This is a genomic window from Bacillus sp. NPDC094064, from assembly GCF_050279585.1.
Taxonomy (GTDB): Bacteria; Bacillota; Bacilli; order Bacillales; family Bacillaceae_G; genus Bacillus_A.
Genome location: NZ_JBNNUI010000002.1, coordinates 267,623 through 286,239, shown reverse-complemented (window position 1 = coordinate 286,239; position 18,617 = coordinate 267,623). Strand labels below are relative to the sequence as shown.

The 18,617-nt window shown below is 34.5% G+C and carries 18 protein-coding genes and 1 pseudogene; 9 read left to right on the top strand and 10 right to left on the bottom strand.

Translation table 11 applies throughout. The features are described 5' to 3' along the window. Positions 1 to 266 precede the first annotated feature (266 nt). From spmB to ACQKNI_RS06060, 6 genes are all read right to left on the bottom strand, one after another. Positions 267 to 797 (bottom strand): spore maturation protein SpmB, encoded by a 531-nt coding sequence (spmB, locus tag ACQKNI_RS06085; RefSeq protein WP_000029515.1) that lies wholly within the window; start codon positions 795 to 797, stop codon positions 267 to 269. Next, positions 794 to 1,390, bottom strand: a complete 597-nt coding sequence (gene spmA, locus ACQKNI_RS06080; protein WP_000247803.1) for a spore maturation protein SpmA — start codon at positions 1,388 to 1,390, stop codon at positions 794 to 796. The genes spmB and spmA overlap by 4 nt, the downstream gene beginning before the upstream one ends. Then, complete coding sequence (dacB, locus tag ACQKNI_RS06075) at positions 1,383 to 2,507, bottom strand: D-alanyl-D-alanine carboxypeptidase DacB (RefSeq protein ID WP_088231613.1); 1,125 nt, start codon at positions 2,505 to 2,507, stop codon at positions 1,383 to 1,385. The genes spmA and dacB overlap by 8 nt, the downstream gene beginning before the upstream one ends. A 111-nt stretch (positions 2,508 to 2,618) precedes the next feature. Continuing rightward, on the bottom strand, positions 2,619 to 3,533 hold the full coding sequence (locus ACQKNI_RS06070) for a superoxide dismutase (RefSeq protein WP_088231614.1): 915 nt from the start codon (positions 3,531 to 3,533) through the stop codon (positions 2,619 to 2,621). Positions 3,534 to 3,638: 105 nt separating this feature from the next. Then, complete coding sequence (locus ACQKNI_RS06065) at positions 3,639 to 4,130, bottom strand: YpuI family protein (RefSeq protein WP_088231615.1); 492 nt, start codon at positions 4,128 to 4,130, stop codon at positions 3,639 to 3,641. A 22-nt stretch (positions 4,131 to 4,152) separates the two neighbouring features. Then, the gene (locus tag ACQKNI_RS06060; RefSeq protein WP_088231616.1) at positions 4,153 to 4,542 is read right to left on the bottom strand and encodes a hypothetical protein; all 390 of its coding nucleotides are present in this window, start codon (positions 4,540 to 4,542) and stop codon (positions 4,153 to 4,155) included. A 185-nt stretch (positions 4,543 to 4,727) separates the two neighbouring features. Between ACQKNI_RS06060 and mprF the strand changes: the two genes are divergently transcribed. Further along, the gene (mprF, locus tag ACQKNI_RS06055) at positions 4,728 to 7,307 is read left to right on the top strand and encodes a bifunctional lysylphosphatidylglycerol flippase/synthetase MprF (RefSeq protein WP_088231617.1); all 2,580 of its coding nucleotides are present in this window, start codon (positions 4,728 to 4,730) and stop codon (positions 7,305 to 7,307) included. 4 nt (positions 7,308 to 7,311) lie between these two features. Here the strand turns inward: mprF and ACQKNI_RS06050 are convergent, their stop codons facing one another. Continuing rightward, the gene (locus tag ACQKNI_RS06050) at positions 7,312 to 8,100 is read right to left on the bottom strand and encodes a hypothetical protein (protein WP_140417415.1); all 789 of its coding nucleotides are present in this window, start codon (positions 8,098 to 8,100) and stop codon (positions 7,312 to 7,314) included. 175 nt (positions 8,101 to 8,275) lie between these two features. On the opposite strand from ACQKNI_RS06050, the gene deoD reads away from it, so the two are divergent. From deoD to ACQKNI_RS06030, 4 genes are all read left to right on the top strand, one after another. Beyond that, positions 8,276 to 8,983, top strand: a complete 708-nt coding sequence (deoD, locus tag ACQKNI_RS06045) for a purine-nucleoside phosphorylase (protein WP_000110707.1) — start codon at positions 8,276 to 8,278, stop codon at positions 8,981 to 8,983. A 229-nt stretch (positions 8,984 to 9,212) separates the two neighbouring features. After that, positions 9,213 to 11,024 carry a sensor histidine kinase gene (locus ACQKNI_RS06040; protein WP_088231619.1) on the top strand — a complete coding sequence of 604 codons (1,812 nt, stop codon included), beginning with the start codon at positions 9,213 to 9,215 and terminating at the stop codon, positions 11,022 to 11,024. Positions 11,025 to 11,131: 107 nt separating this feature from the next. Then, positions 11,132 to 11,662, top strand: coding sequence for a tyrosine-type recombinase/integrase (locus tag ACQKNI_RS06035; protein ID WP_088231620.1), 531 nt, complete (start codon positions 11,132 to 11,134; stop codon positions 11,660 to 11,662). Positions 11,663 to 11,783: 121 nt separating this feature from the next. Beyond that, the gene (locus tag ACQKNI_RS06030) at positions 11,784 to 11,978 is read left to right on the top strand and encodes a DUF3924 family protein (RefSeq protein WP_088231621.1); all 195 of its coding nucleotides are present in this window, start codon (positions 11,784 to 11,786) and stop codon (positions 11,976 to 11,978) included. A 47-nt stretch (positions 11,979 to 12,025) separates the two neighbouring features. Here the strand turns inward: ACQKNI_RS06030 and ACQKNI_RS06025 are convergent, their stop codons facing one another. Both ACQKNI_RS06025 and ACQKNI_RS06020 read right to left on the bottom strand, forming a co-directional pair. Then, positions 12,026 to 12,151 (bottom strand): hypothetical protein, encoded by a 126-nt coding sequence (locus tag ACQKNI_RS06025; RefSeq protein ID WP_001117482.1) that lies wholly within the window; start codon positions 12,149 to 12,151, stop codon positions 12,026 to 12,028. Positions 12,152 to 12,191: 40 nt separating this feature from the next. Further along, positions 12,192 to 13,037, bottom strand: a complete 846-nt coding sequence (locus ACQKNI_RS06020; protein ID WP_088231622.1) for a DUF72 domain-containing protein — start codon at positions 13,035 to 13,037, stop codon at positions 12,192 to 12,194. Positions 13,038 to 13,197: 160 nt separating this feature from the next. On the opposite strand from ACQKNI_RS06020, the gene ACQKNI_RS06015 reads away from it, so the two are divergent. The 3 genes and pseudogenes from ACQKNI_RS06015 to ACQKNI_RS06005 all read left to right on the top strand — a co-directional run bounded on the left by ACQKNI_RS06015 (position 13,198) and on the right by ACQKNI_RS06005 (position 15,512). Continuing rightward, positions 13,198 to 14,469 carry an ATP-binding protein gene (locus tag ACQKNI_RS06015; protein ID WP_088231623.1) on the top strand — a complete coding sequence of 424 codons (1,272 nt, stop codon included), beginning with the start codon at positions 13,198 to 13,200 and terminating at the stop codon, positions 14,467 to 14,469. 26 nt (positions 14,470 to 14,495) lie between these two features. After that, a pseudogene (locus ACQKNI_RS06010) lies at positions 14,496 to 14,897 on the top strand (Gly-Xaa-Xaa repeat protein); the annotation flags it as partial. 186 nt (positions 14,898 to 15,083) lie between these two features. Next, positions 15,084 to 15,512 carry a hypothetical protein gene (locus ACQKNI_RS06005; protein ID WP_088231624.1) on the top strand — a complete coding sequence of 143 codons (429 nt, stop codon included), beginning with the start codon at positions 15,084 to 15,086 and terminating at the stop codon, positions 15,510 to 15,512. A 122-nt stretch (positions 15,513 to 15,634) separates the two neighbouring features. On the opposite strand, the gene ACQKNI_RS06000 is transcribed toward ACQKNI_RS06005, so the two are convergent. Continuing rightward, complete coding sequence (locus ACQKNI_RS06000; protein ID WP_088231625.1) at positions 15,635 to 17,677, bottom strand: transglycosylase domain-containing protein; 2,043 nt, start codon at positions 17,675 to 17,677, stop codon at positions 15,635 to 15,637. Between the two features lie 311 nt (positions 17,678 to 17,988). Here ACQKNI_RS06000 and ACQKNI_RS05995 point away from each other — a divergent pair, with 311 nt between their 5' ends. Next, a complete protein-coding gene (locus tag ACQKNI_RS05995) occupies positions 17,989 to 18,609 on the top strand; it encodes a DUF47 domain-containing protein (RefSeq protein ID WP_088231626.1) in 621 nt (206 codons plus the stop codon). Positions 18,610 to 18,617: the final 8 nt, after the last annotated feature.

Genomic DNA, 18,617 nt, shown 5'->3' with positions numbered 1-18,617 from the left:
ATCTTACCTTACATTAGAAAGACTTGGCAACCGCATACGCTTGACGGTTATTTGCTTCATCTTACTTAACAACATAGCGATGATAATAAACATATAAAGGTCAAATCATGTTTTTATCCTTTATTATTGTCCATATTTTTCATATTTCTCACAATAAAAGTTCATCATTTTGTCAAAAATACCGCATAAAAAAACCACTATTAAGCTACACCTTAATAGTGGTCGTATACGTATTATACGCGAAATAGTATAAAAAATGAATAGCCTTACTGAAACAATAAAGAAACAAACACAATCGAACAAATAATTCCGATTAAATCAGCAAAAAGTCCTACTTTTAATGCATCTCCCATTTTTCTAATACCAACAGCTCCAAAGTATACTGTTAATATATAAAAAGTCGTGTCTGTGCTCCCTTGCATCGTAGAAGCCAATCGCCCAATAAACGAGTCTGGCCCATATGTGGCAATTAAATCGGTCGTAATACTTAAACCAGCAGAGCCTGAAATAGGGCGTATAAGTGCTAGTGGGACAATTTCTGCTGGGACATGAATTAAATCTAACATCGGCTTCATTACAGATATCATCGCATCTAACGCTCCAGACGCCCGAAAAATTGAAATAGACACAAGCATTCCAACCATAAACGGTAAAATGGAAACTGCGATTTGAATCCCTTCTTTTCCTCCCTCAACGAACGATTCATACGTCGGAACTTTTTTTATCGTGCCATATAAAAGGATAAAACCGATTACACAAGGAATTACCCATAATGAAATTGTATTTACAATACTCATTTTTTCCGCCCCTTTCTACTCCTTCTTCTGTAAAAATAGCGGTCAATCCAAATTGCTCCGATCATAGAAAGTACTTGCGCAATGAATGTTACCCCAACAATTTCAGTAGGGTTCGCTGATTCATAAGTCATTCGAATCGAAATAACGGTAGTAGGAATTAAAGTAATAGCTGATGTATTTAATGCTAAGAACGTCACCATAGAACGGCTCGCCGAATCTTTTCCACCATTTAGCTCTTTCAGTTGTTCCATCGCTTTAATACCAAGAGGGGTTGCTGCATTACCTAATCCAAAAAAGTTCGCCATCATATTTGATAAAATAAATCCCATTGACGGGTGATCCTTCGGTATTTCCGGAAACAACCTTTTTACTATTGGCATAAAAAGTGTAACTAACTTTTTTAACAACCCTGCTTCTTCTGCAATTTTCATTAAGCCGAGCCAAAATACTAAAACACTAATAAGCCCTATACAAATTGTTACCGCATCTTTTGACCCTTCAAATACGGCTTTAGTCACTTCTTCCATCGTTCCATTTATCATAGCGTACACTATCCCTATAACTGCCATCGCTGCCCAGACGAGATTAACCATCGTTCCCAACACCTATCATGTAAGAAAAAATTTCTTTCACATTATTCCAGTACATTCCCGTTGTAGCTACTAACTTCCGTTTACTATAAAATAAATTCCGTTCTCCAACTTTCTCATTGCCAACATAAACGTCTGTCTTTCCAACCTTTACTCCATCCGTAAGTTTTGCACTTTTATCGAGTTCAACTTTTAATACTACGCTCTTTTTTTCCTCTTCAGTTAACGGTACGGAAAAACTATTTTTCGTATAAACATGATTCGCATATTTCTTTTCATTTATTTCAGCCAACGCTCCTTGTCCTAAAACTTTCGTTTGCTTGAAACGTTTAAAACCTTTATCAAATAAATTCATATGATCATCCCAATCGCTAGAAGCGCTCAAAGTTACGACAATTAGATCTAGTCCATCTTTTGATGCTGTTGTAACAAGCGTCCGTCCTGCTTTCTTCGTAAAGCCTGTTTTTCCTCCTGTTGCAAATTCATAATAAGACGTCACAAGCTTATGTTTATTTTTCCACGGATAATCCCACGAATCTGATTTATACGTTTTTGTCCCAAAAATCTTCTTAAAGGTTTCGTTCCCCATTGCATACTTCGTTAAAAGTGCCATATCATAAGCCGACGAATAATGGGATCCATCTCCGTCTAAACCATGTGGGTTTGAAAAGTGAGTATCTTTCATTCCAATTTGTTTCGCCTTTTCATTCATTAAATATACAAACCCTTCTATACTCCCTCCTACATTTTCAGCAATTACTTGTGCTGCATCATTACCAGATCTAAGCATAAGTCCGTATACTAAATCCTCTAACTTTACTTTCTGTCCAGGCTTCAAATAAATTGCTGAGCCTTCTACTCTCACTGCTTCATTACTAACCGAGACCATTTCCTTCATTTTTCCTGATTCAGCAGCTAACAAGGCAGTCATAATTTTTGTTATACTAGCAATCTTTTGTGGCTCATGCTCAGCTTTTCCGTATAATACGCGACCTGACTGTTGCTCCATTAATACAGCATTTCGAGCACTCACATTACTGTTCATCTTTGCATATGTAGGAATTGGCATAACGCTTGCGTACATAATAAGAAGCGTAATTATTACACAAATTCGTCTCATATTTCCCCCCACGTCCTTTTGGCACTTTTTGTACAAGTGTATGCTTGGCCTTTTAAAATATGAACCAAATCTCCTTCTCCTTCCAATAAAAAAGACGCAGAGAACCTGCGTCTAATACGGTGTCCATTCTATTTGTTTCGCACTTTCAAATCTTTTTTCTACATCAGGCCAATTTACAACATTCCACCAATTTTTAATATATTCATCTTTTCGATTTTGGTATTGTAAATAATACGCATGTTCCCACACATCTAGTACGAGGAGCGGTATCGTATCCCATTGTGTAAATAATTGATGAAGTGTACTCTGCAAAATTTCTAATCTTCCAGATCGTGGTACCCAAACGAGAATCGCCCATCCTGATCCTTCCACTTTAGAAGCTGCTTCTGTGAAATGTTTTTGAAAACGTAAAAAACTCCCAAAATCTTGTTCAATCTGTTGTGAAAGAGCCCCTCTTGGACTTCCGCCACCATCTTTTTTCATGTTATTCCAAAATATCGTGTGTAAGTAATGACCTGATCCATGAAAAGCTGCTTCTCTTTCCCAATGCTTAATCAAATCAAATTGATTTGTTTTTCTCGCTTCTTCCATCATCTTTTCTGCCTTATTTAATCCTTCCACGTAACTACGATGGTGTTTATCATGGTGTAACATCATAATTTCTCTAGAAATATACGGTTCTAACGCATTATACGGATAAGGTAATGGCGGGAGTGTGTGTCCTCCAATTGGAACAGCTCGTTCACTGTCCCCTCTTTCATATACTTCATATTCCTCTTCTCCCTGCACGAATACTTCCTGCAAATGATGCTGAATATGTTCTACATCATCACTTATTTCATACATAAACTCTGCATCTGTATCATACTCATGCTCTTTCATACGGTCTAATAACGTTTGAATTTTATAAGCAAGCATATGGACATCATACACTTCCATTGCACGGCTATCTAATACGTGAAGAACACTTTCACACCAGCTTTCTACTTCATGAAAGTAATCTGTAAATACACCTTGCTGACTCATGTTACACCTCCTTAATGCTATCCCCTTAAATATATTCAACGGAAATCCCTTATATAACTGTACAAAAGGAAAAGAAGCTAAGTCCCCTTAGCTTCTTTTTCGCAATTAATATTTGTGTAACATCTTTGTTTGGTAATCCGTCTCATAATATTCTAGTTCTTCACGCATCAGTTGAAATTTACCTTCTAAATTCTCCATTACTTGCTCTATAGATACAGGTGGTGTTTGTTGAAAAACGATAGAATTTTTCCCTGTATATGCAGAACGACTATTTTCATACCAATGATCGCTCTTTGGTGAAAAGAACTCTGCAATTACTTGATGATAAATCTTATACAAAATTTTCTCAGCCGCTGTTTTTCGAAACGGCTGGCTATTCAACAAAACAAAACACGCATCATGCCCTTCTTCGCAAAAAACGAGAAGACGTCTTATTGATGCTAATAACCCTTTATAATATTGCTCATTCCCTGCCGGTGTCTCTTCTAATAAAGAAGGCAACGTATGATAATTTACATAATTGGTTATCACAGTAATAACATCTTCTAAAAACATAGAAACTTGTTCTGTTTGATTTTCAACCATCAAATTAGACATTTCTTCTCTCTCCTTTGCCATTTCACGCAATTTCTACTCTTTTATTTTTATGTAATTCAGCCAATATTTCTTGTACTTTCACCACTATTTCGTCATCAAAATATTGTTGAAATTCTTCTATATTATTGAGATACAAACGTTTTTGTGCGCGAAGCTCCTGATCTTTTACTAAACAAGATATTGCTACAATATCCCGTAAATATATGTCTTGTTCTTCTACTTTACATACTGGATTTCCTTCAAAAGGAGTAATTTCTTGTAAAACTTCTTCAAAATATCGAAGGTATAAAACTGAAAAAGTTTTCTCCTTATCATTTAATATATATGTCACTTCAGATCTATTAAAAAAATCTTCTGATGTATTAGGCTTTGCTTTCTCTAATTCATATCCTGCATAACCTGTTATAATCACCTGTTTCCCCTCTCTTCCTTCTTCCACTTTATTTTAACTTAATTTTCTTATAAACAAAATATTCTTTTAAATATACCTATATAAAAAATAGCTTCCCTATACAGGAATTTACCTTTTTATTTTTCTGGAAGTTTGTCATAATAATATTATTGTCTCAGTTTTCTTATACAAGGAGAGTTGTATTTATGTCGTTTTCATGGAAACGTTTCTTACAAATCGGGAAAATAATCTTCCCATTTGTTGTGTTAACAATTGTATTCTTTCAAGCAAAAAAAGAATTAGCAGGCATTTCTTTCTTAGAAGCGATTGATACAATTAAAAACATTCCAACTGGAGGAGTCTTTTTAGCAATTACACTTGGTGCATTTGCTGTATCCACAATGTTCTTTTATGACTATGTGATGCTTCGTTACTTAAAGGCGGATATACCTGTCCAAAAGATTTTCCGTATCTCATGGATTGCTAATACTTTAAATGGGTTTATCGGATTTGGTGGTCTCGTTGGAGCTGGTATACGCACAATGCTGTATCGCCCATACATAAAAGAAAATGGCAAACTTATTAAAAGTATCGCATGGATGACAACTGCCTTTATTAACGGGTTGGCAATTCTTTCATTCCTCGGCCTTGTCGGAATATTAGACACTCGCTTTATTTTACATGAAAAGCCGTGGCTATGGCCTGTTCTTATCTTCTTTGCCCTGTTCGTCCCTATATACATTGGCTTTTCTAAACTTAAAAATAGAAAAACAAAGCAAACCGAAGAACAAGAAGAGGCAGAGAAAAATCCAACTGTTTTATACTCATTAGTCTCATTAGTCGAGTGGGTATCTGCTGGTATTGTTATGTACGTCATTTTAATATTGTTTGGAATTGATATCGAATTTCAAAAGTTTTTAGGTGTGTATGTCATTGCTGCTTTAGCTGGTGTCGTCAGTCTTGTTCCTGGTGGTCTTGGTTCATTTGACCTTGTCTTCTTAACTGGACTAGGACAATACGGCATTGATACAGGTGTATTACTGCCTGCTATGTTATTATATCGCCTCGTCTATTACATCTTACCATTCTGCATTGGTCTCATTTTTGCAGCTTTTGAAATGACTGGAGCGGCCATTAAAAAGTTTGAAGATAAGCCTTTTATTGCGCCTGCATTAGAAACAACTGGTGTTATATGGACTTTGCAGCGTGACTTTTTAGGAAAACTAGGTTCATGGGCATCTGCTGCTTTAACAGTATTTGCTGGGTTAATGGTCATTTTATCGACCATTCTACCAACAAGTATAAATCGGGCACACGCCTTACATATTCTAGCACCAAAATATCTTATTCAATTTTCTTTTAGCTTATCGCTAACATTTGGTATTCTCCTCTTAATCCTTTCACGGGGGATATATTACGGAACAAAACGTTCTTATTATATGACGATTGTTTCGTTAATTGGAGCGGCTATCTTTAATACACTAAAAGGAATTGATATTGAGGAAACATTTATTTTATTAATCGTACTCGCTGTATTATATATGCTTCGAAAAAGGTTTGTACGCGAGAAAATGGAAGTCTCAATTTCTGATATTGTAAAAGTTTTTATATTCTTATTAGTAACATTATATTCATATAAATATTTAGGGGTCTTATTTGCAAGTGCAAAAGAAGCTTTTAAACCTGATTTTGTCGTTCGTAATATTACACAAGTGAAACGAAGTGCATTAGCCTCTGCCTTTTTCGTTCCTACGTTTTTACTAATTGGCTCACTCATTGCCAATCGTTATCGAAATGAATTTCCCGGGCAACCAGCTAATGATAAAAGATTACAAAACTTTTTAGCTGAACATGGCGGAAATGTACTTAGTCATTTAGGCTTCTTAGGAGATAAACAATGCTTCTTCAGTAGTGATGGGAAAGCACTCCTTCTCTTCTCCATAACCGGGAAACGCCTTGTTGTACTAGGTGATCCAATTGGTGATTCATCATCCTATCGTACTGTGTTGCAAGAGTTTTTAGCTGAGGCCGATCGATTTGGATACATTTGCGTATTCTATCAAATCGAAAGTAAATGGATGAGTTTATACCATGATTTTGGTTATAACTTCTTTAAGCTTGGTGAAGAAGCTGTCGTTGATTTAAATACATTTACAATAACAGGAAAGAAACGCGCTGGTATGCGAGCGACTTTCAACCGTTTTGAAAGAGAAGGCTATACATTCTCTATTCATGAACCGCCATTCTCAGACGAATTATATGAAGAGTTAAGGAAAGTTTCAGATGCATGGCTCGGCGGAAAAAAAGAAAAAGGTTTTTCACTCGGATACTTCGATCGTGAGTATATTAGCCACGCGCCTATCGCTACATTATCTGACGCGGAAGGAAAAATCATCGCATTCACAACCTTTATGCCTGTATATCAAAACGGCTCATTGTCTGTTGATTTAATGCGTTATTATCCAGATGCGCCTAGCGGTATTATGGATGCAATTTTCATTCACTTATTCCACTGGGCAAAAGAAAATGACTACCACTCCTTTAATATTGGGATGGCACCACTTTCAAATGTTGGTTTATCAACACAATCTTTTTGGTCTGAACGAGTTGCTGCTGCAATCTTTAATAATGTCCGTTATACGTATAGTTTCAGCGGATTACGACACTTTAAAGAAAAATACAAACCAGCATGGAGTGGTAAATATTTAGCATTTAGGAAGAATCATTCTTTACCACTTACAATGCTCTCTGTAACAAAATTAATAGGAAAACGAAAAAACAGCTAAACATCTAGCTGTTTTTTCGTTTTTGAACTTGTACAATAAACTCCTTTTCATATTTCTTGCCATTTATATAGAAAGTTCCCCACATTTTATACGTACCTTCAGCCGGAAATGTAATGCGATATTGTAAATGCTCGTCCGTATCAACAGGCAAAGCATATAAAAAGTTTTCCCTCGTGTCATCCACAATATAGAGAGACTCCACTTCGCCTCTCTCTGCATGTAATTTCAATTTCACACCCTTTTTCGCTTGAAACTGAAATGTTAACGTCACAGGCTCATTCGGATGCAATGCACCAAATAAAAGAGAAACTTCATATTCGCCTATTTTTTTTGTAAGCACACTATCGATTGGGGTTTTCACTTTTTTCTTATTTTTCTCCTCTATTTCTTTCCCAAAATCTTTCTTAGCGAATGATTCTACGGACTTATTTTCTTCTTCATATAAAAATATTGTATACCCTTCATCTTTCGCTATTTTGGAAGATAGCTTATAGGATCCATTCCCTGCAAATGTAGGTTTCATTTGTTGTACCTGTTTTAATTGTCCATCTACAATAACTGCCCGAATTTGATCATTCACACCACGAACTTCATTATTGTTTTTATTTCGTAATTGAAACAAAATATCAACTTTCTCATTTCCCTTTCCATTTGACACATCCCATTTTACTTCCTCAACATCTCCTACTGTCCCTACGGTTTCTTGATATTTTTTTATGTAAAATCCTCCTGCTACAATTAATAGCAAAGCAACAAGTCCAATGACAAGGTTCTTCAAAATATCACCTACCATTTTTATTGTCTCTATTCATACAAAACTTCTTACATATATATTCTAGATTATGATTTATGAAATCCTTCTAGTTTGCACATATTACAAATTATAAAAAGATTTTAATTGAAAGGATTCGTAGTGTATAATGCAAATGATATTGATTTCTATCAATACATTATAAGGAGGACTTTTCATGAGTGTACATATTGAAGCAAAACAAGGTGAAATCGCTGAATCTATTCTACTACCTGGTGATCCATTACGCGCAAAATATATCGCTGAAACATTTCTAGAAGACGTTACTTGCTATAACAACGTACGTGGTATGTTAGGTTTCACTGGAACTTATAAAGGAAAACGAGTATCTGTTCAAGGTACTGGTATGGGTGTTCCTTCTATTTCTATTTATGTAAACGAATTAATCCAAAGCTACGGAGTTAAAAATTTAATTCGCGTTGGAACTTGTGGTGCGATTCAAAAAGACGTAAAAGTACGTGACGTTATTATTGCAATGACAGCTTGTACTGATTCTAATATGAACCGTTTAACATTCCCTGGTTTTGATTTTGCACCAGCTGCAAACTTTGATCTTTTAAAGAAAGCTTACGATGCAGGAACTGAAAAAGGATTACACGTTCGTGTTGGTAATGTTTTAACAGCAGATGTATTTTATCGTGAAAGCATGGACATGGTTAAAAAACTTGGGGATTACGGTGTATTAGCAGTAGAAATGGAAACAACTGCTCTTTACACATTAGCAGCGAAATATGGTGTAAATGCCTTATCTGTATTAACAGTAAGTGACCACATCTTCACTGGCGAAGAAACAACATCTGAAGAGCGTCAAACTACATTTAATGAAATGATTGAAATCGCTTTAGATGCAGCAATTCAACAATAACACACTAAAGAACTTGTCATACGTCTGGCGAGTTCTTTTTATGTGACTTTTCATAAAAAACTACTTTAGGAAGAGACAGATTTCCCCTCTCTACTTTCTTGTCATGTTTGTTATAATAAAGTGAACTTTAATCAGTTTTTTTCCATCCCCACTGATTATTAGCCCACACCAATCGGGCTTTTGCGGGATAAAGGGATCATTTACAGTATTTCTCATAAGAGGTGACGCAGTGAAAAACAGAAGTATCGTCTTTAAACTATTCTTATTAACGTCAACATTATTTACAATCATATTCCTCCTTTTTTTCCTAGGACAATCTTTATTTCTAGAGAAATTTTATATTAATAAAAAAGTAAAAACCGTTCAAACTGCTTTTGAAAAATTCATAGATAATTATGAAAAAAGCGGAAAAAGTTATGAGGAAATTAGAAAACTAAAACAAGAATTTCATGATAAAACCAATGCTGACATGCAATTTTTAGATTCTAACGGCATTATTAAAAGCGAAAACAATTTCTACATTGATGTAATTAATACTGCCAATCACAAAACGTACTCCATCCCACTCAATAATCTTTTAACACCTGAAGAATATAATAAATTTGAAAATTTAGGTTTAAAAAAAGATGGAATGATCCATGTAGCCGGATTCGTACAAGGTAATATAATAACACCACTAGAATTAACAACGAATTATAATCGATGGCGAAACGAACATGTCAATTCAGATTTCCAATCAATAAATGGTAATCCTTCTAAAAATAAACTTACAAGCCGATACAAAACTACAACTCAAATTGCTTTTACTGGTGTTATATCTAAGTTACAGCTCCCCTCAAAAGCTGAGGTTCGTCTTGCAAATGATTTTGAAACGTTACAAGCCGTTCAATCTTTTGCAGGTACTATTAGGGATGGCACTTCTAACTCCCAGCAATTAAACACTTATATATTAGATGGCGGGGAGAATATAAAAAATAGTATCTTTGTAAAACCTATTATGGAAAATGGAAAGATTACAGAATACGCTTTTGCGATAGCATCTTTACAACCTGTTAATGAAGCTATGCTCGTTTTAAAAGATTATTATGTCTATGCCTTAATCATCGTGTTTCTCGTAATTATTTTGTTATCCTTCTACTACTCAAAAATCATTGTGAAACCATTACTTAAGATTAATCGCGTTACGAAAAAAATGGCTAATTTTGATTTTAGTGAGAAATTACCAGTTACAGCAGACGATGAAATTGGCGGTCTTTCTGGTAGTATTAATACATTATCAGTAAACTTAAAAGACCGAATCGATCGATTAAATGTTGCCAATACAAAATTACAACAAGACATTGAACGTGAACGCCAATTGGAAAAGACACGAAAAGAATTCATCTCTGGTGTATCACACGAATTAAAAACACCACTCAGTGTAATTAGAAGTTTCGCCGAAGGAATTAAAGATGGTGTTAGTAAAGATACGACATATTATACAGATGTTATTTTAGAAGAAACAGAAAATATGAACAGATTAATTGTTGAAATGTTAGAATTAGCAAAATTAGAATCCGGTACGTATAAACTAGAAATGACAACATTCTCAATCGGTGAATTAATTCAACAAGTCTATACAAAGTTACTATTTAGTATGGAAGAAAAGCATTTACAAGTGAACGTCGATGTAGACTCTTCTATATTTGTTACAGCGAACCGTAGTCGTATTGAGCAAGTAGTTGTGAACTTACTGAGCAACGCCATTCGTTATACGCCTGATGGAGAAAAAATACAAGTCTCTGTTGTAGAAACGGAAGATACAGTAAAAATCGAAATTGAAAATACAGGAAATCCTATCCCAGAAGAAAGTCTTGAAAAAATTTGGGATCGCTTCTATCGTTTAGATGCATCTCGTAGCCGTCATACGGGAGGTACCGGCCTGGGATTATCTATTGTTAAAAATATTTTAGACCTCCATCATGCCGAGTACGGTGTATATAATACGACTAATAGTGTTGTATTCTATTTTAATTTACAAAAAGTAAAAGAAGTCAAATAATTTGTCTTAATTTCACTAGGAGTTCACATGAAATTCACACTCTCCCTTTATAGTAAGAAACAAGTTAATCCTTTCCTTTACACATATAAAAGAGGAGAGTGCGTGAAATGAAACAAGCAGGACAACCTATTCAAAATGAAAAACAATTAGAAACTATCAAAAATATACTTTTACAATCTTCGAAACGTGATGGCTTATTATTCGTATTAGCTGTAAATTCTGGTTTAAAGGTAAGTGAAATCTTACAGCTAAAAGTTAATGATGTAATTGATGAAAATGAAAATGTTCGCCATTCCATTTTATTCTACAATGAAAAAGTAAAGAAACATAAATGGTTTGCTGTAAATGAAGACTTACAGCACGCAATCGAAGACTACATGAAAGAACGTAAAACTTGGAAACGTAATGAGCCATTATTAAAGTCTCAAAAAGGAACAAAATCTATTACGAGACAACATGCATGGTACATTTTAAACAAAGCTGCAAAAGAAGTTGGATTAGAAGGGATTAGCTCACATACACTTCGAAAAACTTGGGGCTATTGTGCATACAAATCAGGTGTTGACATTGCATTTTTACAACACTTCTTTGATCATAGTACTCCATCAAAAACTTTAAAGTATATCGGTATTGCATAATAATTTTTATACATAAAAAAGGTTACCATTTATAGTTTTGGTAACCTTTTTTATGTTTCACATCCACTTCTCTTGTCTCTCCTATACTGTAGTGGTACTCTAATAGTAAGGGGGAGAAATTATGAACACATTAACAATTGAATTACCACAAGAAACGGCTGAAAAACTTGATTTATTAAGACAAGCTTATGAAAAGAAAACAGGTGCTACCATTTCTGAGAGCACTCTTGTTCAAACACTTATCTCAAAAGAATTTATCCAAGCGATAACTCCATTTGATTTACAACAATTCATCACTGGAAAAGAACAGCATTAATCGCTGTTCTTTTTTTATTGGTATTCAAAATATATAAAGTTTTTTATTTATTTTCCGAAAAACCATTGACAATGATAATGATAACCATTATCATTTATTACGAAGCCAACAATTGATGAATCAACCAAACGCTCAGTAACATTGTTACCCCTCTTTTTCATATAGAAAGGCACTGTACATTCCCCCTGTTTGTACAGTGCCTTTCTTGTTTTATTATTCAAACAAATTTAATTGCTCAGGTTTTGGCTCACCATATGTAATGTTCATCATTTTCATAAGCTGCTTCGCATTATCTGCGGCATCCCCACCTGAATTGTTGTTAAATAATACGTATATTTCCTTTGTCTTCTCTTTTAATTGTTCTAGTCGTTCTACCCATTCTTCCAATTCTTTATTGTTGTAACGATATAAACAGCGAACCGCCCTCCAATTTTCCCCTTTATCAAGCCAGCCATGAACATTCCGACCATGAAAACGTATTAACGCCATGTCTGAATTCGTTACTTCTAACACGAGCGGTACCGAGCCTATTCCTGCCTGCGGCTCATCACAAATTGTATGAATCCATTTCTCCTGTTCTAAAAACTGTACCGTCTTATCTCTCATTTTCGGATAAAACCATGTTTGATTTCGAAATTCTATTGCGCACGGTAAACCTTCCATTTTTTCTTTCGTATATCGAAGGAAATCTACATTTTTCTTTTTGCAATCAAACCATGGTGGAAATTGAAATAAAATCGTTTTTAACTTATTCGCTTCTATTAAAGGAAGAATAGATTGTTTATATACATCAAACATCTCATCAAACGTAGAAAAAGGAATTTCCCCTTTCATGTGCCCTGTCATTCCTTGATATGCTTTTACGATAAATGAAAAATCTTTTGGTGTTTCCATCGCCCATTTCGTATAATTTCGTGCAGGCTGCATCGCATAAAATGAACTATCTACTTCCACAATGGGAAAATGCTCACTATATGTTCGTAATTTATTTCTATTTTCATAGGGATCTATATATAAAGAATCATGATCTCCCCACCCTGTGACTCCAATGAAAAGCAAACATATCCCTCCCTTTCTACCTTCATCTTACATTCATTCCACTTACTCCCTAACCCCTTCGGCTAATCGATTTCATTCAGTAGCCCTTTCTTTAAGAGTATCCGTATAAAAGTATGATATACTAAATGGAAGAATTTTTAAATTGAGGGGTTATTTATTTATGCTTCCAAACGACGCTATTGTATCTCATAAAAAACGAATAGAAGAACTAGAAAATAAAGTACGTTTTTATGAAGAACTTGTGGATCAATTACCACACCATTTCACATATAAAAATCCACATATTGGTTTACAAATAAAAAAAACACGAACAACTCATTCTATTCAAAATATACGTAAAGAGAATAAAGAAGCTGATTTTCAACTTACTTGCGATTCATTATTTTTATTTGAACAACTCGAAAAACACTTTGTTCATATTTTTGATGCTTTTTCACATCATGTAACCTTTATTGATAGTAAAGGGAATATTACTTTATGTAATCAAGCTGCTGCAGATGATTTTGGCGTAATACGAAACGAAATAATCGGCAAGCCAATTCAGCAGTTATTAAACTTACCAGAAGAAAAAATTAAAGCTATCGAAACATTAAAAACAGGAACCGAAATATATAATGAAGAAGTTTTAGACAAAAATTATGGCATTATAAATAACCGAATTATTCGTGATTATAATGGAGAGATTTTTAGAGTTATTAGCGCCTTTCACTACTTAAACACAGAACGTGATGCAGAGAAATTTTCATTAGCAGGGAGAATTGCAGCTGGGATTGCACACGAAGTACGCAACCCACTTACAACCGTACGAGGATACTTACAATTTTTACAAGAGAGCGTTTCTTCATCAAATAAAGACTTATTTGAAAATTTATTGATTCCTGAATTAGACCGTGCAAATAGTATTATTACAAAGTTTTTATCTATTTCAAAAACACGTGAATTTACAAGGGAACCGTTTTCTATTAATACATTTTTACGTGAATATATTCAGCAGTTACTCGCTAGTGAAGTCTTTTTACACAACATTTCGATTGACTATGATTTTTCTACCGAATTAGATGATGTGTTAGTCAATATGGATCGTCATGAACTTGTACAAGTTTTTTTAAACTTATTTCAAAATGCTGTCGATGCCCAAGGCGAGAAACCTCTTTCTATTCAAATCTCTAGTTATCGCCTAGATAATTTTGTTCGGATTACTTTCACAGATAACGGGACTGGTATTCCTCCAGCTATTCAAGAATATATCTTTGATCCGTTCTTCTCAACAAAAGACTCTGGAACAGGACTAGGCTTATCAGTAACGAAGAAAATCATTCAAAATCACAACGGGACATTAAAATTGGCTAGTAATCACAATGGGACAACTTTCACGATTTCTATTCCCATTTTACCTAAAACAAACCTTGAAAGAATGAATCAGTACAAATGATAAACTATTTCATAAACTACACGCCAATCGCTAAGTTATTCAAAATTAATTGCTGTGCTACCGATAAACTCGTTAAGCTCATTGCAGAAATTCAAGCTATCTTAGTTCAGTATGGATCTGGATATCTAGGTGGTGGTACTACAGGGGCTACGGGACCTCAAAGGGCTCAAGGACCGGCTGGCGCTCAAGGACCTCAAGGTATTTCAAGGACCAGCTGGTTCTCAAGGGGCTACGGGTGCCCAAGGGCCTCAAGAGGTATTCAAGGACCGGCTGGTACTCCAATTCCTGTAACTATAGCTGCAATAGGAAACTCAAACCCTCAAACTATATCACCTGGGAAGAATATTCAATTTAATCAAGTTTTCGAATTAAACAATATTAATTTTAATGATACTTCAGATACTTTAACAATTTTAGAAACAGGCGTATAAGCATATTTTTATAGTAATATACTTCGTTTGACTGTGTATTAAATCTCTCTTTATATAGAAAGGAGCACTTATTTGGGAGGATAAGTGCTCCTTCTTTACGTTTCTTTACCTCAAATTTACTCTATCTTAATCCTCATTTTGTATGATAAATAGTGAAGTCAAAGATATGAAAGAGGGATGAAAATGAGAGTTATATCACTAATACGCATTTGGATTGGTCTTATGGTATGCATTATTTTATGTGTAGGATTTTTTTTAACTCTAAAATATTCCACTGTATCAAAAGCAGATAGAAAAACAGTTCCATACGAACTTCTGTATACAAAGCAAAATAGTGTCCCTTATTCTTCTTACACTCATAACGAAAAAAAGGTTATAACAGGAATGCTTATTACAAAAGCTTCTAGTTACGAAAACCTACTTCAAATTGCTGAAACAATTAAAGATCAGTATAAAAATAAAGACATTGATGAAATCACCCTTTCCATCCATAATGAAAATAATGGTGATTATGAAGAAGAATTGCCTTATGAACCTATTAGTAAGGGAAAAATAATCGTCACATACGATTCTCAATCTTTTGGTAGTACAAATGTTACACTTAACGAGTAATATCACTTATCCCGATTGGTTTGAGCTAATAACCAGTAGGAATGAACAAAATCCAACTGATTATTACTCTACTTGATTATCCACAGAAAAAAGAGGCGAATCTTGTTATTCGCCTCTTTCTTTTACCAAAATGATGGAATCCACTCTTTTACTTTATCAAACCACTCTTGCTGCTCTTGTTTTCTTTGTTGTTCCTCTTCTTTCCTTCGCTTCTCTTCTTCTTTTCTGCGTTTTTCCTCTTGAATTGTTTGCAATTGTTTTTTGTATTCAGCCTCAGGTATGAGCGATAACTGAAATGCTTTTTGAGCTGGATTCGCATTTGCTTTTTTCATAATATCTCGGAACATCGTCGTCGTAATTTGACTCCCTCCCGGAATATAATGCTCACTATCCGTTTTATCATACCCTACCCAAATCGCACCTACTAAATCTGGCGTATATCCAACAAACCATGAATCCTTCGCACCAGCACTTGGCCCATTTACAAGTTGAGTCGTCCCAGTTTTTCCTGCTGTATCAATATTATTAACTTTCGCTTTTTCACCAGTTCCTTTTTCGACAACACCTTTCAATAAGTATGTCATCTTTTGAGCAATTTTCTCGCTCGTCACACGTGTCTCTTTCTTATACCATTTTCCAATGGTTTCACCTTCAGCATTTTGTATCTCTCTAATTGCATGAGCTTCCACTTGAACACCATCATTTGCCAACGCACTGTATGCTTGAGCCATTACAAATGGAGAAGTCCCCACATGCATCCCGCCTAAAGCAATCGGATACGTACGATCTTCTGGTTCTAACGGAATACCAAATCGCTCTAAAGAGTTCAACCCTTTGTCTAATCCTATTTGTTCTAATAGCCAAACAGCCGAAACGTTGTATGACTTTGCCACCGCTTCATACATTGTCACATCACCGTGAAAAGTATGATCACTATTTTGCGGTTTATATTCTTTAATATTAAATGGTTCGTCTTTTAATATATCGTATACTTCATACCCCTGTTCTAGAGCTGGTACATACACAGCAAGAGGCTTTAATGTTGATCCTGGTTGTCTTTTTAATTGGGTTGCATGGTTAAACTGTAAAAACTGATACGGTCCTCTGCCCCCAACTAAAGCTGGAACACCACCTGTTTTTGGATTTATAAGAACTACACCTGTTTGCATAAGCTGATCTGAGCCACTATCTTTGAAATAACTATCATTATTTACAACATCCTCTACAGCCTGTTGTTTTTTCGGATCAAGCTCTGTATAAATACGATAACCACCTGCTAAAATTTCATTTTGTGTCAATTCATACTTATCCATCGCTTCTCTAACAATATAGTCTACATATTGAGAGTATTTCCCTTTATATTTGTCATCAACACCACGTCTTAATACAAGGCCTGTCTCTTTTTCTTTCTTGTACTGTTCTTCAGAAATATATCCTTGTTCTTTCATTAAACCTAGTACGACATTACGTCGTTCAATTGATTTATTAAAGTTTTTATAAGGCGAATACGCAGACGGTGCTTTAATCAAGCCCGCAATCGTTGCAGCCTCTGAAATTGTTAAATCCTTTACATCCTTATCAAAATAAGATTTAGCTGCTTTTTTTATCCCCCAAGCACCTTCACCAAAATAAATTTGATTCATATACATTTCAATAATTTCATCTTTTGTATAAGTACGTTCTATTTTTTTTGTTAGAAAATATTCCTTTATTTTACGCGAGTATGTGCGGTCTTGTGTCAAAAACACATTTTTCGCAAGTTGTTGTGTAATTGTACTTCCGCCTGCCACAACTTCTCCTGCTGTGAGATTTTTAAAAACTGCACTGATAATTCCACTATAATAAATACCGCGATGGTTAAAAAATTCCTTATCCTCTACAGCAACAATTGCCTGAACCATAATGTCAGGAATATCTTTCCTTTTAACACCTTCTGTTTTAGAAGAAGCTAATTTGGTCGCAACTTCATTATTTGCATCGTAAATTAAAGTTGGTTGTGGAACTGCTTGTTTTAATTCAGATATGTCTTGAATGGAAATTATTATATTTATAACTACAAATATAATAGCGAGCAAACTTCCTAATACAATTAATGAATTACGAAGTTTCTTCCTCTTATTGAACCACTCAAGCATTTTTTTAAAGTGAGTGTTCTTCAATTTCATTCGTTCACTTCCTTCGTTTGTTTACACTCTTCTTTTCAAAAGGAAGAATATACCTCCTTTTAAATTTATTATAATAACGTAGTGGTTCCTATAGTGTAAAGCTTTTCTTTCACATTCATACTTTTTGCAAGAAAAGGACATTCTACAAGTAAGATATTCCTTATTGAATATTAATATTATTAATACAACAATGAGAGTTATGTTAAGTTTTTGTAAACTTTTCGATAAAATGTTTTAAAAAACGACAGTTTTTTGTTAGAATTGATTAGCCAATATATTTTACATATATTACTTTTGTGGGGGTAACAATAATGGTCTTTAAATCAAAAAAAGATAAATTTTCTGAAATGCTAATGAATGTTTCCGAAAATTTAAAAGAAGGCGCGCAGTTTTTCGTGGAGTATAAAATTAAAAATGCTAGCGATTTAAAAGAGTTTTCTATGCGCATGAAAGAGTATGAGTCAAAAGGTGACTCATTCATTCACGAAATCATTATGGAGCTAAACAAAGCGTTTATTACTCCTATTGAACGTGAGGACATCCTACAACTTGCAATGAGTATGGATGATGTATTAGATGGATTAGATCACAGTGCTGGTCTATTCGAAATGTATTCTATTACAGAAGCTGATGAATACATGATTAAATTCGTTGAAGCAATCAATCAATGTGCGATTGAGATTGCAAACTCTGTTGAATTAATGTCTAACAAAAAATTAGTCGACATTCGTACAAATGCGATTAAGATTAAGGATTACGAGTCACAATGTGATGATATTCGCCGTCATGCGATTAAGCACTTATTCTCTCGTGAACAAGATCCGATTAAGATTATTCAATATAAAGAGATTTACGAAGAGCTTGAAGAAGTAGCAGATAGCTGCCAAAGCGTTGCAAACGTATTAGAAACAATTATTATGAAGAACGCGTAAGGAGTTTG

What these genes read in the sequence shown, in the direction of transcription:
- ACQKNI_RS06050 (WP_140417415.1), bottom strand. Translation starts at nt 8,100, where the DNA reads ATGGTAGGTGATATTTTGAAGAACCTTGTCATTGGACTTGTTGCTTTG.
- ACQKNI_RS06070 (WP_088231614.1), bottom strand. Translation starts at nt 3,533, where the DNA reads ATGAGTCAGCAAGGTGTATTTACAGATTACTTTCATGAAGTAGAAAGC.
- ACQKNI_RS06000 (WP_088231625.1), bottom strand. Translation starts at nt 17,677, where the DNA reads ATGAAATTGAAGAACACTCACTTTAAAAAAATGCTTGAGTGGTTCAAT.
- dacB (WP_088231613.1), bottom strand. Translation starts at nt 2,507, where the DNA reads ATGAGACGAATTTGTGTAATAATTACGCTTCTTATTATGTACGCAAGC.
- ACQKNI_RS06035 (WP_088231620.1), top strand. Translation starts at nt 11,132, where the DNA reads ATGAAACAAGCAGGACAACCTATTCAAAATGAAAAACAATTAGAAACT.
- ACQKNI_RS06015 (WP_088231623.1), top strand. Translation starts at nt 13,198, where the DNA reads ATGCTTCCAAACGACGCTATTGTATCTCATAAAAAACGAATAGAAGAA.
- ACQKNI_RS06065 (WP_088231615.1), bottom strand. Translation starts at nt 4,130, where the DNA reads ATGTCTAATTTGATGGTTGAAAATCAAACAGAACAAGTTTCTATGTTT.
- spmB (WP_000029515.1), bottom strand. Translation starts at nt 797, where the DNA reads ATGAGTATTGTAAATACAATTTCATTATGGGTAATTCCTTGTGTAATC.
- ACQKNI_RS05995 (WP_088231626.1), top strand. Translation starts at nt 17,989, where the DNA reads ATGGTCTTTAAATCAAAAAAAGATAAATTTTCTGAAATGCTAATGAAT.
- ACQKNI_RS06030 (WP_088231621.1), top strand. Translation starts at nt 11,784, where the DNA reads ATGAACACATTAACAATTGAATTACCACAAGAAACGGCTGAAAAACTT.
- deoD (WP_000110707.1), top strand. Translation starts at nt 8,276, where the DNA reads ATGAGTGTACATATTGAAGCAAAACAAGGTGAAATCGCTGAATCTATT.
- mprF (WP_088231617.1), top strand. Translation starts at nt 4,728, where the DNA reads ATGTCGTTTTCATGGAAACGTTTCTTACAAATCGGGAAAATAATCTTC.
- ACQKNI_RS06005 (WP_088231624.1), top strand. Translation starts at nt 15,084, where the DNA reads ATGAGAGTTATATCACTAATACGCATTTGGATTGGTCTTATGGTATGC.
- spmA (WP_000247803.1), bottom strand. Translation starts at nt 1,390, where the DNA reads ATGGTTAATCTCGTCTGGGCAGCGATGGCAGTTATAGGGATAGTGTAC.